Raw genomic sequence first — 14,056 nt, 5'->3', positions numbered from 1 at the left:
AATGACTACTTCCTAAACTCCTTTTGTAAGTTTTTAGGAGATACATTATATTCCTTTTTAAAAAGTCTATAAAAGCTAGAGTAGTCTTGAAACCCACATTTGGTGGCAATTTCTTCGATTGAGAGCTCATTTTGTTTGATTAAGGCAACGGCGGTAGCAAGTCGTTTCAATAATACATAACGATAAAAGGGTACTTTCATGTTTTCTTTAAAATAATGGGAAAAATAATACTTGTTTAAATGAAAATGACTTGAGACGTTGTCTAAATTCATCTCTGAATCCGTCAAATGTTCTTCAATGTATTTGAGTATGGCATGTAGACGCTGATCTGCCTCACTGTTTAGACTACTCATGAGCTCACTACTAGCTGGATTTAAGATAATTTCCATCGCTCGAAATAATAAATAATGGGATGCAAATGAATAAGGGTCACTATTCCCTTTTATGCGATTACTGATTTCTTGGAAGAGCGAGAGAATTTCCTTCAAATTTTTGGTGTGGAGATGGACGACGTAAGAACCCTGCGTTTTATGATGTATGATGCTATCACTCATGAAGGGAGAAATAGATAAGAAATCAGCCAATAATGATTTGCTGATGGTCGATACGATTCTTTCATAGTTGTCGAAATCAAGTACTTCTGCTTTGTGTACAGCATAAGGGGGAATGATGACAACATCCCCTTTGGTTAGTGAATAAATTTGTCCTTCACAAAAAAATTCACATTCACCACCTAAGAATACGAGAATCTCCATTGCGTCATGACTGTGCAAGCGGAATAAAGGCTCGATATCAGAATAATTTTCTAAAGATTTGTCAGGCTTTCTGCCCCAATCATGGGATTTATATTTATTACTCCAATAATAAACCTCGAAATTCTCATTTAAGACTGGCATAAATGTCGATTCTTTCATAATATGCTCCTTTTACAATAGCAAGATATACAATATTATCAGCAAAAATAACAATTTATTTCATGTAATTCCTTGATATTATATCACTATAATCTAAGAAAAAAGAAGTCTTAGAGGAAATGAAAGCCCTATCTAGGCGTAAAATTTTTGCAAATGAAAGCCCTGTCTTTGGGAGATTTTAATAGAGGTACTAGAAATTATGTTTAGTTAGTCTGAATCTACTTCTTTTTATTCCTCTATGATGAATTTGAAATAGTATTTTTACTTAGCAAAGAAACACAACTAGGAGGACATGACCTTGAAAAACAATGATACTACTGTAGAGAAAAAGGAAACAGTCGTAAATAAACTATTAGGCGCAATTAGTGGAAGTTTTGCACCCATTTTAGGAGTGCTAGCCGGATCTGGCTTAATTTCGGCTTTGTTATCTATTTTAAAGTCATTAGGTTGGGTTTCCGCTGAAAGCGGTACCTATGCGATTCTTTCAGCTGCTGGACATGCTGTTTTTTACTTTTTTCCTATCTTCCTCGGTTTTACAATGGCAAACAAACTTGGGGCAAATGGATTTGTGGGAGCAGCAATTGGGGCAGCATTATTAGAACCAAATTATGTGAGTTTAGTCACTTCACAGGCTCAGGATGTTTCATTCTTAGGAATTCCGGTTTTATTGGCTAGTTATTCATCAACCGTGTTTCCGATTTTAATCGCTGCATCGATTTATGCATTTTTAGATAAGATCTTGAAAAAAGTGATTTATAAAGACTTACAGATGTTTATTAATCCGATGATTTCTTTACTGATTATCGTACCATTAACAATCCTTATTTTTGGTCCATTTGGGACGTATGTGGGTCAAGGCTTAGCATTCATTATTCAGTTTTTAAGTGGTCAAAGTGGATTAGTTACAGGAGCTGTATTAGGAGCGGCATGGTCTTTCCTTACGATATTAGGGCTTCATTGGGCAGTTATTCCAATCGCCATTGCCAATCTTGGTGCAACGGGTCTTGATCCAATTATCGCAATGGCAGCAGCGGCACCATTTGCCCAAATCGGTATGGGGCTTGGCGTATTCTTTAAAACAAAAGATAAAAAGTTGAAAACACTTGCTGGGTCAGGGCTTCTCCCAAGTGCTTTAGCAGGGACAACCGAAATTATCACTTATGGTATTCTCGTCCGTTATAAACGAACCATGTTATACGTTGGGATAGCTGGAGCTGTTGGTGGGGCAATCAACGGAGCACTAGGAGTATCAGCAACGGCATTTGCACTTCCAAGTTTCTTGTCGATTCCTGTATTTTCACCAATCGGAATTTTCGCAATAGGTGTGTTCGCTTCATTACTAATAGCAATGATGCTAACGATTGTATTTGGATATGAAGGCAAGCATGACCTAGCAGTTGTTGAAAAGACAAATAAAGTATTTGGGTTAAGAAATGTAAAAAAAGAAATCATTGCAAGTCCATTAACGGGTAAAATCGTTCCATTAAATCAATTAGCAGATCCACTTTTTTCAACAGAAGTTGTAGGAAAGGGGATTGCCATTGAACCAACAAAAGGGGCTATCATTTCTCCAGTAGATGGAGTCGTAACCACATTATTCGCAAGTAAACATGCGATTGGAATTACATCAAATGGTGGGGCTGAGATTTTAATCTATATTGGTGAAAATACGGTTCAGTTGAAAGGCAAATATTTCACTTCCCATGTAAAACAGTGGGATGAAGTGAAAAAAGGCGACATCCTTATTGAATTTGACATCGAAAAAATTAAAGCAGCTGGATATGATCTGAAAACACCAATCGTGATTACCAACACAGAAGAGTATGTAGAAGTGAAACCAATGAAATCGGGTAATGTTGAGGCAAATGATGATGAAGTTATGAGACTTGATGCTTAGCAAAAACCGATGGTTGAAACTTAATGAACCCTATGAGGAGGAAGTTACATGCAAAAGCAACCAGAATTACAAGTTAGAACGAAGAAACTGATTGAACATGAAGGTTTGAAATTTAAAGATTTAAATAACAATGGCAAGCTTGATCCTTATGAAGATTGGCGTTTAAGCCCGAAAGAACGTGCAGAAAATCTTGTTTCTTTGATGAATATCGATGAAAAAATCGGGATGATGCTGATCAATTCCAGGAAAATGGGACTTGCCCAGGAAGATAAAAGCAAGACAAGCCATGACGGTGTTCTAGATGAAAGTATTATCGAAAGAGGAGAAACGATTTTCGCTACCAGCAAGGTATACGGAACGACTCATACGATTGCAAACAGACATCTACGACACTTCATTTTAAGAGATAACTTTACTCCAGCTGAAATGGCGGAATGGGTTAACGCGATGAATGAAGTAGCGGAAGGAACACGCTTAGGGATTCCTGTACTTGTTGCGTCGAACTCGAGAAATGAGAATGGTGAAGCCGTCTTCGGTATGAACGATGCAATCGGAATCTTCTCTACTTGGCCAGGAACATTAGGGTTGGCGGCAGCCGCAAAGGGCGATATCCAAAATGGTGGCGATGCTTCTTTAATTAGTGAATTTGCGAGTATTGCCCGAAAAGAATGGAATGCCACTGGCTTAAGAAAAGGCTATATGTATATGGCAGATGTGGTGACCGATCCAAGATGGCAACGTACGTATGGAACGTTTGGAGAAGATCCAGAGTTTATTGCTGATGTAATCGGTCGTATCCTTGACGAGTTCCAAGGAGAAACATTAGGAAAAGATAGTATTGCGATGACAACGAAGCATTTCCCTGGTGGGGGAGCGAGAGAAAATGGCTTTGACCCTCACTATGAGGAAGGAAAATGGAATCTATACCCAACTCCGGGCAGCTTAGAAAAATACCATTTACCTCCATTTAGAGCAGCGGCAGAACATGGAACATCTTCCATCATGCCGTACTACTCGATTCCAAGTATTAAGAAGAGTGTGGTGCAGGAATTTGAAGGGGAAGAAATCCCATTCGAAGAGGTTGGATTTACGTTTAATCGTTATTTCATTGACCATATCCTTCGTGGAAAACTTGGATTTAAGGGCTATGTGAATAGTGATAGTGGAATTATTAATAACATGAGTTGGGGAATGGAAAAGAGCAGTGAAGGAGAACGCTTTGCGAAAGCGATTAATGCAGGTACCGATTTGATTGCTGATACGAACGATATTGAAAATTTGAAATTAGCGATTAGTAAAGGCTGGATCAGTGAAAAACGAATCAATGAGTCCAATGTACGTCTGTTAACAGAAATGTTCGCTTTAGGTCTATTTGATGACCGCACATACAATGACCCAGCAAATGCAACTGAGGTTGTAAACACAAAAGCACATTGGGATGCTGCATACGAAGCGCATAAAAAATCAGTGACCGTACTGAAAAATTCAAATGAAACCTTGCCACTCACAGCGGACAAGCTGGATGGAAAAAAGGTGTACATTGAAGTGTTCCATAAAGATCAAGAAAGAGCAACTTCTTTTACGGAAAAAGCAAGAAATGAAGCGAAAGAACTCGGCCTCTTTACGTTAACAGACAACCATGAAGAAGCTGATACAGCGATTCTGTTCTTACAACCAAAATCTGGTTCATACTTTAATGCAACACCAGGCTTACTTGAGCTTGATATATGTGAGGATAAAGTAAACTCAGCGATCGATGGTACATTGTATCAGGAAACGACTTTAAGTGGATTAGACCATCTAAAAGATGTAGTGGAAAGTGTGCAAGGCCGCGGCGGTAAAGTTGTGATGAGTGTCAATATTATCCTTCCTTGGATTTTAAGAAATGTTGAACCAATGGCCGACGCACTAGTTTCAGGATACGATACATTCTACAATGCACAGCTTGAAGTGATTGCAGGGAACCACAAGCCATCTGGTGTTTTACCATTAACCTTACCAGCTAGTGAAGAAGTAATAGCTGTTTACCAAAATGGCGATTGTGTATCTCCTAATGACGTACCAGGATATGACAAAGACAAATACATGCCAGCCGGAATGACCTATGCGTATAAAGACAGTGACGGCAATGTTTATAAGCTTGGGCATGGGTTGAAATATTGAAGAATTGTTCAAATGTAGGGCCTGTACCTTAGTACGAATAGGGACAGGCTTCCTACTTGCAAAATTAATAAGAGTAAAGAAAAGTTGATCGACAAATAATAGTTAAGACACAAGATAAGTTATTTTTAAAAATTGGAGGAATACATAATGGGTAAATTAGACGGTAAAGTAGCAATCATTACAGGTGCAGCACAAGGCATGGGTGCTATGCATGCTCGTAAATTCGTGGAAGAAGGAGCAAAAGTAGCGATTACAGACCTTAACGTGGAAGGTGCACAAAAACTTGCCGATGAACTAGGGGAAAACGCAATCGCTCTTAAACTTGATGTATCTAGTGAAGAGAATTGGATTGATGTTGTCGCAAAAACAGAAGAAGCATTTGGACCTATCAATGTGTTAGTCAATAACGCAGGGATTGGGATTTTCAAAACATTAGAAGAACTTACTGTAAAAGACTTTGAATTAACATTTAAAGTAGATGAGCTTGGCGTATTCTTAGGCATGCAAAAAGTTTTACCTTCAATGAAAAAAGCGGGTGTAGGTTCCATTGTTAATATTTCATCTGTAGATGGATTAGTGAGTGCACCAACGGCTATTGCATATAGTGCTTCTAAACATGCGGTAACGGGTATGACAAAAGGTGCAGCTACTGAGCTTGGCCAATTTAACATCCGTGTAAATTCTGTACACCCAGGAATTATCAAAACACCGATGGCGGATCAACCGGATGTAGAAGAGTATCTAAAACAACTTGAACAAGATATTCCACTAAGAAGAAGAGCAGAAGTAGTGGAAGTATCTAATTTAGTTGTATACCTTGCTTCGGATGATTCTAGCTATTCTACAGGAGCTCAATTTGTAGTGGATGGTGGAATGATTTCAGACTTATAATCGATTAGATTAGAGAAAAATCACAGGTGAGTGAGACCTGTGATTTTTTTTGTGATTAGGAAAAGGGTGTGAGAATGCCTAATAAAACGCCTGGAGTACTACCAATCTCCTAAAAACAGGAAAGTGGTGCTATTCCAAAGCTCGTGGAGTACCACCAACCTCTTAAAAACAGGAAAGTGGCAATCCTCCAGAGCTCGTGGAGTAGCATCAACCTCCTAAAAACAGGAAAGTGGTGCTATTCCAAAGCTTGTGGAGTACCACCAACCTCCTAATATCAGGATAGTGATATTACTCTAAAGCACCTGGACCACCATCACTTTCATCTGTTTGCACAGTTTCGATTAATAACAGTGCCATAAATCAGTATGAACTCCTTACTTCGATGCAGGAAGTAAGGAGTTTTTATTGAATAAGTAAAATTAGAACAATCTGGAATTTCATTTTGGGATAGGAGAGGTTTGGATGTCGTTTATGGTGGTTGATAAAGAATTTAAACTTGTTGGATTAAAAGGGAGTGGCGAGTTTGTTAATTTTGGTAATGAAGTACCCTTACTTGCAAAAAAACTATTAAGTCGCTCAAACGAAATTCAAAATCGAACGGATACAGAAATTGCATTATTTGAGCCTAAAAAGGATGAGGATCATAAGATAGGCCATTATTATGTAGGGTTAATTGTGAGCGAGAAATCAAATGACCTACCAACAGGAATGGATTATATAGAGACAACTAATCGTTACATAACTACACGAGGGAATATCTCAAAATTGGGAGAACTTCATTTGAATTTATTAAATTGGGCAGCAGAACAAGGATATCAAAGAGACCTCAATTCTTATATAATCGAGACCTATCACCCTATGGGTGAAACTGAAGAAGAAGTACAGATTTATTTACCAATTCAAGCTTAAAAGTACAATTCAAAAATCTACTAAAAAGACGGACAAATTTGTTGGTTTTACAAGGAATAAAAAAGTAATTTAAACGGAGGTAAAAATGAGATTGGAAAATGTTGAAGGTTTTACAATAAAAATTGCTGCAAATGACGATAGTAATGAAATTATAAAAATGTTAAAGCAGATAGCTCAATGGATGAAAGAGAACGAAATAAACCAATGGAGGTATCTATTAGATGGTGGTGATGATGAAGAGATTAAACAAGGTATTCAAAATCAAGAAACATACATTGTTTTGAAAGATATGGAATTAGTGGCTACCTTCACACTATTATCTAAACAAAGCGAATGGGATAAGCATATCTGGGGAAGTGACCATTCTTCAGAATCTCTTTATCTACATAGAATTGCCATTAAACCTACTTATATGAAGAAAGGTGTAGGTAAAAGTATATTGACGTGGATACAAGACACCGTAAGTGATAAAAAATATCTCAAGTTAGATTGTGTTGCAGATAATAGTAAACTAAATCACTTTTATAAGGACAATGACTTTGAACTAGTTGGAATAACCGATGGACATAGTAAGTATCAAAAGATCATAAAACAGTATTAAATATGCTTTAACTATGGGAGGAGAGAACAGTAAAAAATGAATAACTGTATAGGACTTTCTGGAAGTGTAATTATGACAGAAACGGATAAATTCCCTCTATTATTTAATAATGAAAATGTTAGTCATATTGAGATTGGTGAGTTTCCGAGCGAAGAGTCTTTACATCATTTCTTGGAACTTTTACATAAGAAAAATGTTACATTTGGACTTCATTCCCCTTTGTATAGAAATCAAAGTAAATATGATTTGGTGGAAAAGGTTCAATATGAACCAGAACAGGCTTGGGAACAGTTTGAATCTGAAGTTAAATATATGTCCCAATTAGGGGCTGAATATATATTAGTTCACTTTCCTTATTTTAAAGAAGGAACAGACATAGATACGACTGAAATGATTGAAAATGGCTTAAAACGATTTCGTATCCTACAAGAAAGATATTCCATAACAATTGTTTGTGAACCGAAACTAGGTCTTAATAGATCTAGGTTTGGAATTAGAGCACTTGATCATTTTTCGATTGAGGTTTGGGACAAGTATGGAATCAAACTTTGCATAGATATAGGGGATTACTTATTAGCGACTGGTGATATGGTGTTAGATTATATAGAAAAGTGGAAAAAGCATATAAAGGTCGTTCATTTACATAATGTAGAGTTTCATAGTAATAAATACATATGGGTACCTGTACACCCATCCCATGAAACTGACAATTCACATTTTAAGGTAAGGGAATTAATTTATAAGCTCTCGAAAAGTTCGGGTGTGTATTTTATTTTTGAACATACACCACATACAAATCCAACAGAAGCATTTGTTAATGAGGGAATTAGCTGGGTAAAGGATATAATTCGAGGCTGACCTAATAAGAAAAACTATGCTTTGTTGAAGTAAGCATTAATAGCATAGGTAAAAACCTATTGGAAAAAAACACTAGACTAATTGAAAAAAATATTAGCCAGTGTTTTTTAATAAATAAGCTGAATTATCTTTCTGGAGCTCCAGGTGGTGTATATTTTGGTGGGACTTTTAGCCAGCCTCGTTGTTTCATAAGGTTTTTAAATGGTGCAGCGTATCTCATGAGATTTACCTGCATCTCAAAAAACAATAAACCAACATCTGTCCTAACAGTTTTACTCATAGCTTGGGCACAAAATGTAATTGAAGCACCTATCTTCACAGCTATTAAATTTGCTATTTCATCATCAGTTAGTTTTACCCCTTCTGGAACGGAATCGGCTTTTGATACTGGCTTTGGTGAGCTTAAAGTTGGTAAAGGAACTCCTTCTTTCATTAGGAAATGTTCAATTTTTTTAGAATCTGCATTGCTGGAATTATAGGCAGATTGCAAGGCATGTTTTAAATCTGTATCGGTTGTTGTATTTAGTCCAACTTGATAAAGGACATGTGCTTCATTGAACGCAGTATATGCTGTCCATAAGTCCATTACTTCACCAACATGTAAAGGAGGCTTGGGTTCCTCATCAATAAAGTTCTTAATTATGGCAATTACTGACTCTAATGGATTAGTCAAATTATTATACCTCCATAATTGGGTATTACTTTTAGTTTATTTATTACCATGTACATAATACTGCATTCAAGTTTTTCAGTTTTTTATAACAGGGTTAGTACGCAGTTCAAAGTCATTAAGGAACACTTTCATTGTTGAAAATAGGTTTTACCTCGACTAACTTTTTCAAAAGTGATATTTTGTGTTGAATAATTTACTTTTTGCAATCACGTTTCAAAGCATCATGGGGTAAATTAGAAAACACTTTTAACATTCTATTAGTAATTTCATCTATGGACACCTTAATCACACTACCTTGGGCATTTTAATTATTTTAGTATTATCAAAAATAGACAAAGCATGTATTACGCAGTTCGATTTGTGGGTCTTAACGATCGTAGATAGTTTAAACAGTTTGCTGCTATGATAGTTTTCTTGGAGTTCCACAAACGAAGCAGGTATGTTTAATGATGGGGGAGATAAAAGATGGAAGGGAATAGGGTAAAAAAGCAGTTAATAATGGGATTTATTTTATTTGGGATTTTAATTATATCGGGAAGTATCCAAATTATTTTTTCCCCCTTCAACTTTGTTAGAGTTGTAGGGTTATTCATCGTTATTTTAAGTTCATTGTCTTTAGGTGCATTTATTAGAGAATTTTTTATTCTAAAAAAGAATCCTATAGAAGAAGATTTAAAACGTAAATAAGGGTGCGATAAGCCAATAGGTTAATTGAAGAGGTAACTTTTGATGGATCATTACCGTCTACATAAAAAGGGGGAGGTCATGAGGAAATCAGTTATTCTATTTTTATTTACGTTTGTGTCTTGCATTTTGCTTGTTAGCTGTAGTGCGGATGGTGGTAAAGTGACTGCGAGAGATGTTCTGAAACTGAATCATGATGCGGATGTTTTAAAATATAATGGTTTTATGTACAATAATGTCACTAATCTTGAGTGGTATAAGAAAGATAAGAGTAAATTTCAAAAAGGAAAAGAAATTGGGGAAATCAAAAAAGTAACAAATTCTTCTCTGTTCTTTACTAATTTCTCATCAACCAAGTTACCTAAGGGAACGACCCTGTTTGATACGAATGACGGGGGTGCTGGAATCATAGTAGTCGAAACGGAGAATGGTGAAATTTTATATTATATGCAATTACTCGAAGGCTAATTTTTACAAGCGGTGCAGGTTAGCCTCTGTTTGGTTCAGTTGCATAATCAGTATGAAATCCTTATTTCAATGCCGGAAGTAAGGGTGTTTTTATTGAATAAAATATATTGCAGGTGGTTAAAATAGGCCTTTTCTAAAAAGAGTTTAATAGACGCGAGCTTATATAAAAAAGTGTAAGTGTTTCCAGGAAAGTTAATGAAGTATATGGGTAATTTTTTATAGAAAACTATCCTGCTAGATGATGTGTTGTGGTATCTAAGCTACCTAAAGATGCAGGTGTAGTAATAGAGGTCATTACAATTTTAGAATAAAAATGATAAAAGGAGATTAAAAATGGCCACTTTCATAGATCTAAAAACAGATATTCAGTATTTTGTAAATGAAAATACAAGAAAAACAGATTCAGAGAAAGCATCTACAGCATTTATGAATAGGGAAGTAGTCGAAAAGGTAAGAAACTTTCATAAAAGTTTTCCAGAATATAAAGTAACGCCCCTTCACAGCTTAGCTGAGTTATCTACACAATTTGGAGTTAGCAATATTTGGGTTAAAGATGAATCTTATCGATTTGGACTGAATGCTTTTAAAGTATTAGGTGGTTCCTATGCTGTTGGTAAATATCTAGCAGAACGATTAAACGTTGATATTTCAGAACTATCTTTTGAAAAATTAAGGAGTAAAAAAGTAAAGGAGGAATTGGGTGACATTACTTTTGTAACAGCAACGGATGGAAATCATGGAAGAGGAATTGCATGGGCTGCAAACGAGCTTGGTCAAAAATCTGTCGTATATATGCCAAAAGGGTCTTCGGTAATCAGATTAACGAATATTCGCAAAGAAGGAGCAGAAGCTTCGATCACAGACTTTAACTATGATGATACGGTGAGGTTGGCAAGTCAAAAGGCTAAAGAAAATGGCTGGGTCTTGGTACAGGATACGGCCTGGGACGGATATGAAGAAATTCCTGCCTGGATTATGGAGGGTTATCTCACAATCATAGATGAAGCAATGGAGCAGATTGCTGAAGTTGATGATCGGCCCACTCATGTATTTTTACAAGCAGGAGTTGGTTCTTTTGCAGGCAGTATGCTCGGATATCTAGTCGAGAAATTTGGAGAAGAACGTCCTATGACAGTTATCGTGGAGCCAGATAAAGCGGATTGTTTATACCAATCTATGAGAGTGGGCGACGGGAAACCACATGCCGTAACGGGTACATTGGATACGATTATGGCAGGTTTAGCATGTGGAGAACCAAGTAAAACTTCTTGGGGTATTTTAAAAGATTATGCTCAAAGTTTTGTTTCTTGCCCAGACTATGCGGCATCACGAGGTATGCGGATTCTTGCCAATCCACTGGGCTGTGACCCTCGTATTGTTTCAGGTGAATCTGGTGCAGCAGTGGGTATCGGATTGGTTAGTTTAGTAGCTGAAAATACTAGGCTTATAGACATGAAAAATGAATTGAACCTTAATCAAGATTCAAAGATTCTTATTATAAGCACTGAAGGTGACACAGATCCCGATCATTATCGCAAAGTAGTATGGGATGGGGCATATCCATCTGTCTAATTAATGTTTAGTAATGGATTGCAAAGGCACTACAATTTAATAAAATTTAAATTAGGAAACCCGTTAACCCCTGTTGTTAGCGGGTTTTTTAGTTGCCGATAAGAAGTAGTTCTTTGTTCCAAGAAGGATTCAAGCACCATTTTGTTGAAGTTAATTAGCAAACGAAGCAGTGAGCCGCTTCCTGTACTAATATTTTTGGGAAGGTAAGGAGAACGTAAATGATAACTGAATTGAAAACCTCTGACTTCTATAAATGCAAAGACTTGTTATATGAGGAAGGTCAAATAGAAGCTAGAGCAGTGGTTGAAGTAAACCCAGGCCGTATTTTTGTAGATGATGTTAACTCTCCTACTTCGGGACTTATCTGGCTAGGCAATAACGATGGATTTATTTTTATTGGAAATGAAAGGAACGAAGGGTTCAATACCCAATTAAATCATTTTATTGATTCGGTAATTGTACCAGAGGCAAGAAAGGTAGGGTTAACTTGGTTTGAGGGTATTGGTAATCATAGTAAGTGGGATGAAACGATTAAAAAAGTATTTAAAGATCGAAACCTAGGAAGCTGGCGTCAGAGAGTTTATACGTTACGAAAAGAAGATTATAAAGGTACCTACGAACTTACTAGTGAAGAAGGATATAAGATTGTCAAAATGAGTGAAGTGCTTTCTAATAACTCAATTAAAAATAATGAATTTTTACATTCCAAAATTGAAGAGTTTTGGTCTTCAACAGAGGTTTTTTTAAATGAAGGCGTTGGTTACTGTGTTGTTTACAAGAATGAAATTGTAAGTGTCTGTTTTTCAGGTTTTGTTGTTGAAAATGTTCACTGTATTGACATTGAAACGTTGAAAGAGCATCAAGGTAAAAAGATAGCACAAAAAGTAGCTCGTACATTCGTAGAAGATTGCTTGGCTAATCATCTAGTCCCATATTGGGATTGTATGGATTCCAACAAGCCTTCGATTGGCGTTGCAGAGAAGATAGGATTCAGAAATGTATTTAACTATAAGGGATATGAATTTAAGTTAAAGGAATTGAACAAATGAATCAGTTTAAAGAAGGGAGCAAGTTTATTATGATGATAAAAGGTTTCGGGGGAATCTTTTGGAGAACTAAAAATGTAGATGCAATCAAAAAATGGTACAGTGAGGTTTTGAATTTAGAATTTGAAGGTTGGAATGGGACAATTATTAAACCACAATCAGGAAATGAAACGATTTTTTCTTTTTTTACTGAGGATGACCTTTACTTTCCAACAGAACAGCAAGTGATGTTAAATTTCCAAGTCGAAAATATTGATGATTCTATTAAACATCTTGAACAAATGGGTGTACCTCTTGAAAAGGAAAAAGAGACGGGTGATTATGGTACGTTTATTTGGATTAAAGACCCTGAAGGTAGATTGATTGAGCTTTGGGAGAAATAAAGGGTTGTCATTATTATAAACAAATGGAGTAGTTTAGTAACGTTTGTGAAAATTACATAAAAACATACAGGTGCGATGATCCAAGAAGGATTATCGCTATTTTTGGTTGGAGTTATTTGATTAACGTAGCAAGTTAGTTGCACAAGAAAGGAATCTCTAAAGGTATTTTTCTCCTTCATGTAGAACAAATAGTAAGTAACTTAAATAGAGGTGAAACCAATGGGGAATATCAATAAGTTAACCCCTATAGAAGCGGCACATGAATTTATCGATGAGTATTTTCCAAATTGTCAAGGAGCTTTATTAGCAGGAAGTGTGATTAGAGGAGAAACCACAGAAACCTCTGACCTTGATATTGTTATTTTCGATAAAAAACTGAGTTCCTCGTTCAGAGAATCTTTAATAGACTATGGCTGGGCTATTGAGGTGTTTGTACACAACTTAACCACTTATAAGTACTTTTTTGAATTGGATTATAAAAGAGCGAGACCCTCAATGCCAAGGATGGTTTCAGAAGGAATTGTCATAAAAGACGATGGAATAATGGATTCTATAAAAAAAGAGGCTAATGATCTATTAAATAAAGGTCCAGAAGAATGGTCAGCAGAGACGATAAATACAAAGCGATATTTTATTACTGATGCACTAGATGATTTTATAGGTTGTTCGGATAGAGCAGAAGAGCTATTTATAGCCAATACACTTGCGGAATTAATAAGCGAATTCGTTCTGAGAACAAACCGTCAATGGATTGGTGCATCAAAATGGGTCATTCGTTCATTAAGAAACTATGATTCAGAGTTCGCCACTCATTTTGTAGAAGCTTTTGATATGTTTTATAAGGATGGTCAGAAAAATCAAGTGATCGAATTAGTTGATTCTGTCTTGCAACCCTTTGGGGGACGATTGTTTGATGGGTTTTCTTTGGGGAAAAAGTGAAGGGAACGGTGAATAGACTGAATATGCAGGTTTTGTTGATTTTCCTAAGGCCAAAAGT

14 protein-coding genes are annotated in these 14,056 nt (G+C 36.3%); 12 read left to right on the top strand and 2 right to left on the bottom strand.

What is annotated here, in order from left to right; translation table 11 throughout:
* Positions 1 to 5: 5 nt before the first annotated feature.
* Complete coding sequence (locus tag CKK03_RS19640; protein ID WP_099364211.1) at positions 6 to 914, bottom strand: helix-turn-helix domain-containing protein; 909 nt, start codon at positions 912 to 914, stop codon at positions 6 to 8.
* A 298-nt stretch (positions 915 to 1,212) separates the two neighbouring features.
* On the opposite strand from CKK03_RS19640, the gene CKK03_RS19635 reads away from it, so the two are divergent.
* The 6 genes from CKK03_RS19635 to CKK03_RS19610 all read left to right on the top strand — a co-directional run bounded on the left by CKK03_RS19635 (position 1,213) and on the right by CKK03_RS19610 (position 8,233).
* Complete coding sequence (locus CKK03_RS19635) at positions 1,213 to 2,811, top strand: glucose PTS transporter subunit IIA (protein ID WP_245864214.1); 1,599 nt, start codon at positions 1,213 to 1,215, stop codon at positions 2,809 to 2,811.
* A 48-nt stretch (positions 2,812 to 2,859) separates the two neighbouring features.
* Positions 2,860 to 4,974, top strand: a complete 2,115-nt coding sequence (locus tag CKK03_RS19630) for a glycoside hydrolase family 3 protein (RefSeq protein ID WP_099364209.1) — start codon at positions 2,860 to 2,862, stop codon at positions 4,972 to 4,974.
* A 147-nt stretch (positions 4,975 to 5,121) separates the two neighbouring features.
* The gene (locus CKK03_RS19625) at positions 5,122 to 5,865 is read left to right on the top strand and encodes an SDR family NAD(P)-dependent oxidoreductase (protein ID WP_099364208.1); all 744 of its coding nucleotides are present in this window, start codon (positions 5,122 to 5,124) and stop codon (positions 5,863 to 5,865) included.
* 462 nt (positions 5,866 to 6,327) lie between these two features.
* Positions 6,328 to 6,774 (top strand): GyrI-like domain-containing protein, encoded by a 447-nt coding sequence (locus CKK03_RS19620; RefSeq protein WP_099364207.1) that lies wholly within the window; start codon positions 6,328 to 6,330, stop codon positions 6,772 to 6,774.
* A 91-nt stretch (positions 6,775 to 6,865) separates the two neighbouring features.
* Positions 6,866 to 7,375 carry a GNAT family N-acetyltransferase gene (locus CKK03_RS19615; RefSeq protein ID WP_099364294.1) on the top strand — a complete coding sequence of 170 codons (510 nt, stop codon included), beginning with the start codon at positions 6,866 to 6,868 and terminating at the stop codon, positions 7,373 to 7,375.
* Positions 7,376 to 7,411: 36 nt separating this feature from the next.
* On the top strand, positions 7,412 to 8,233 hold the full coding sequence (locus CKK03_RS19610) for a TIM barrel protein (protein ID WP_099364206.1): 822 nt from the start codon (positions 7,412 to 7,414) through the stop codon (positions 8,231 to 8,233).
* Between the two features lie 124 nt (positions 8,234 to 8,357).
* Here the strand turns inward: CKK03_RS19610 and CKK03_RS19605 are convergent, their stop codons facing one another.
* Positions 8,358 to 8,906 carry a DUF3231 family protein gene (locus CKK03_RS19605; protein ID WP_099364205.1) on the bottom strand — a complete coding sequence of 183 codons (549 nt, stop codon included), beginning with the start codon at positions 8,904 to 8,906 and terminating at the stop codon, positions 8,358 to 8,360.
* A 465-nt stretch (positions 8,907 to 9,371) separates the two neighbouring features.
* Between CKK03_RS19605 and CKK03_RS19600 the strand changes: the two genes are divergently transcribed.
* The 6 genes from CKK03_RS19600 to CKK03_RS19575 all read left to right on the top strand — a co-directional run bounded on the left by CKK03_RS19600 (position 9,372) and on the right by CKK03_RS19575 (position 13,998).
* A complete protein-coding gene (locus CKK03_RS19600; RefSeq protein ID WP_099364204.1) occupies positions 9,372 to 9,593 on the top strand; it encodes a hypothetical protein in 222 nt (73 codons plus the stop codon).
* A gap of 78 nt (positions 9,594 to 9,671) precedes the next feature.
* On the top strand, positions 9,672 to 10,058 hold the full coding sequence (locus CKK03_RS19595) for a hypothetical protein (protein WP_142354041.1): 387 nt from the start codon (positions 9,672 to 9,674) through the stop codon (positions 10,056 to 10,058).
* Between the two features lie 333 nt (positions 10,059 to 10,391).
* Positions 10,392 to 11,630 carry a diaminopropionate ammonia-lyase gene (dpaL, locus tag CKK03_RS19590; protein ID WP_099364202.1) on the top strand — a complete coding sequence of 413 codons (1,239 nt, stop codon included), beginning with the start codon at positions 10,392 to 10,394 and terminating at the stop codon, positions 11,628 to 11,630.
* Positions 11,631 to 11,848: 218 nt separating this feature from the next.
* A complete protein-coding gene (locus CKK03_RS19585) occupies positions 11,849 to 12,679 on the top strand; it encodes a GNAT family N-acetyltransferase (protein WP_099364201.1) in 831 nt (276 codons plus the stop codon).
* A gap of 32 nt (positions 12,680 to 12,711) precedes the next feature.
* Positions 12,712 to 13,059: a VOC family protein gene (locus tag CKK03_RS19580; RefSeq protein WP_099364293.1), complete on the top strand. Its 348-nt coding sequence runs from the start codon at positions 12,712 to 12,714 to the stop codon at positions 13,057 to 13,059.
* 219 nt (positions 13,060 to 13,278) lie between these two features.
* Complete coding sequence (locus CKK03_RS19575) at positions 13,279 to 13,998, top strand: nucleotidyltransferase domain-containing protein (RefSeq protein WP_099364200.1); 720 nt, start codon at positions 13,279 to 13,281, stop codon at positions 13,996 to 13,998.
* The last annotated feature ends 58 nt before the right edge of the window (positions 13,999 to 14,056 follow it).

Origin of the sequence: Fredinandcohnia onubensis (genome assembly GCF_002734215.1) — a bacterium.
Taxonomy (GTDB): domain Bacteria; phylum Bacillota; class Bacilli; order Bacillales; family Bacillaceae_L; genus Ferdinandcohnia; species Ferdinandcohnia onubensis.
Note: the sequence above shows the minus strand (reverse complement) of the source record. Positions and strands in the feature narration are given on the sequence as shown.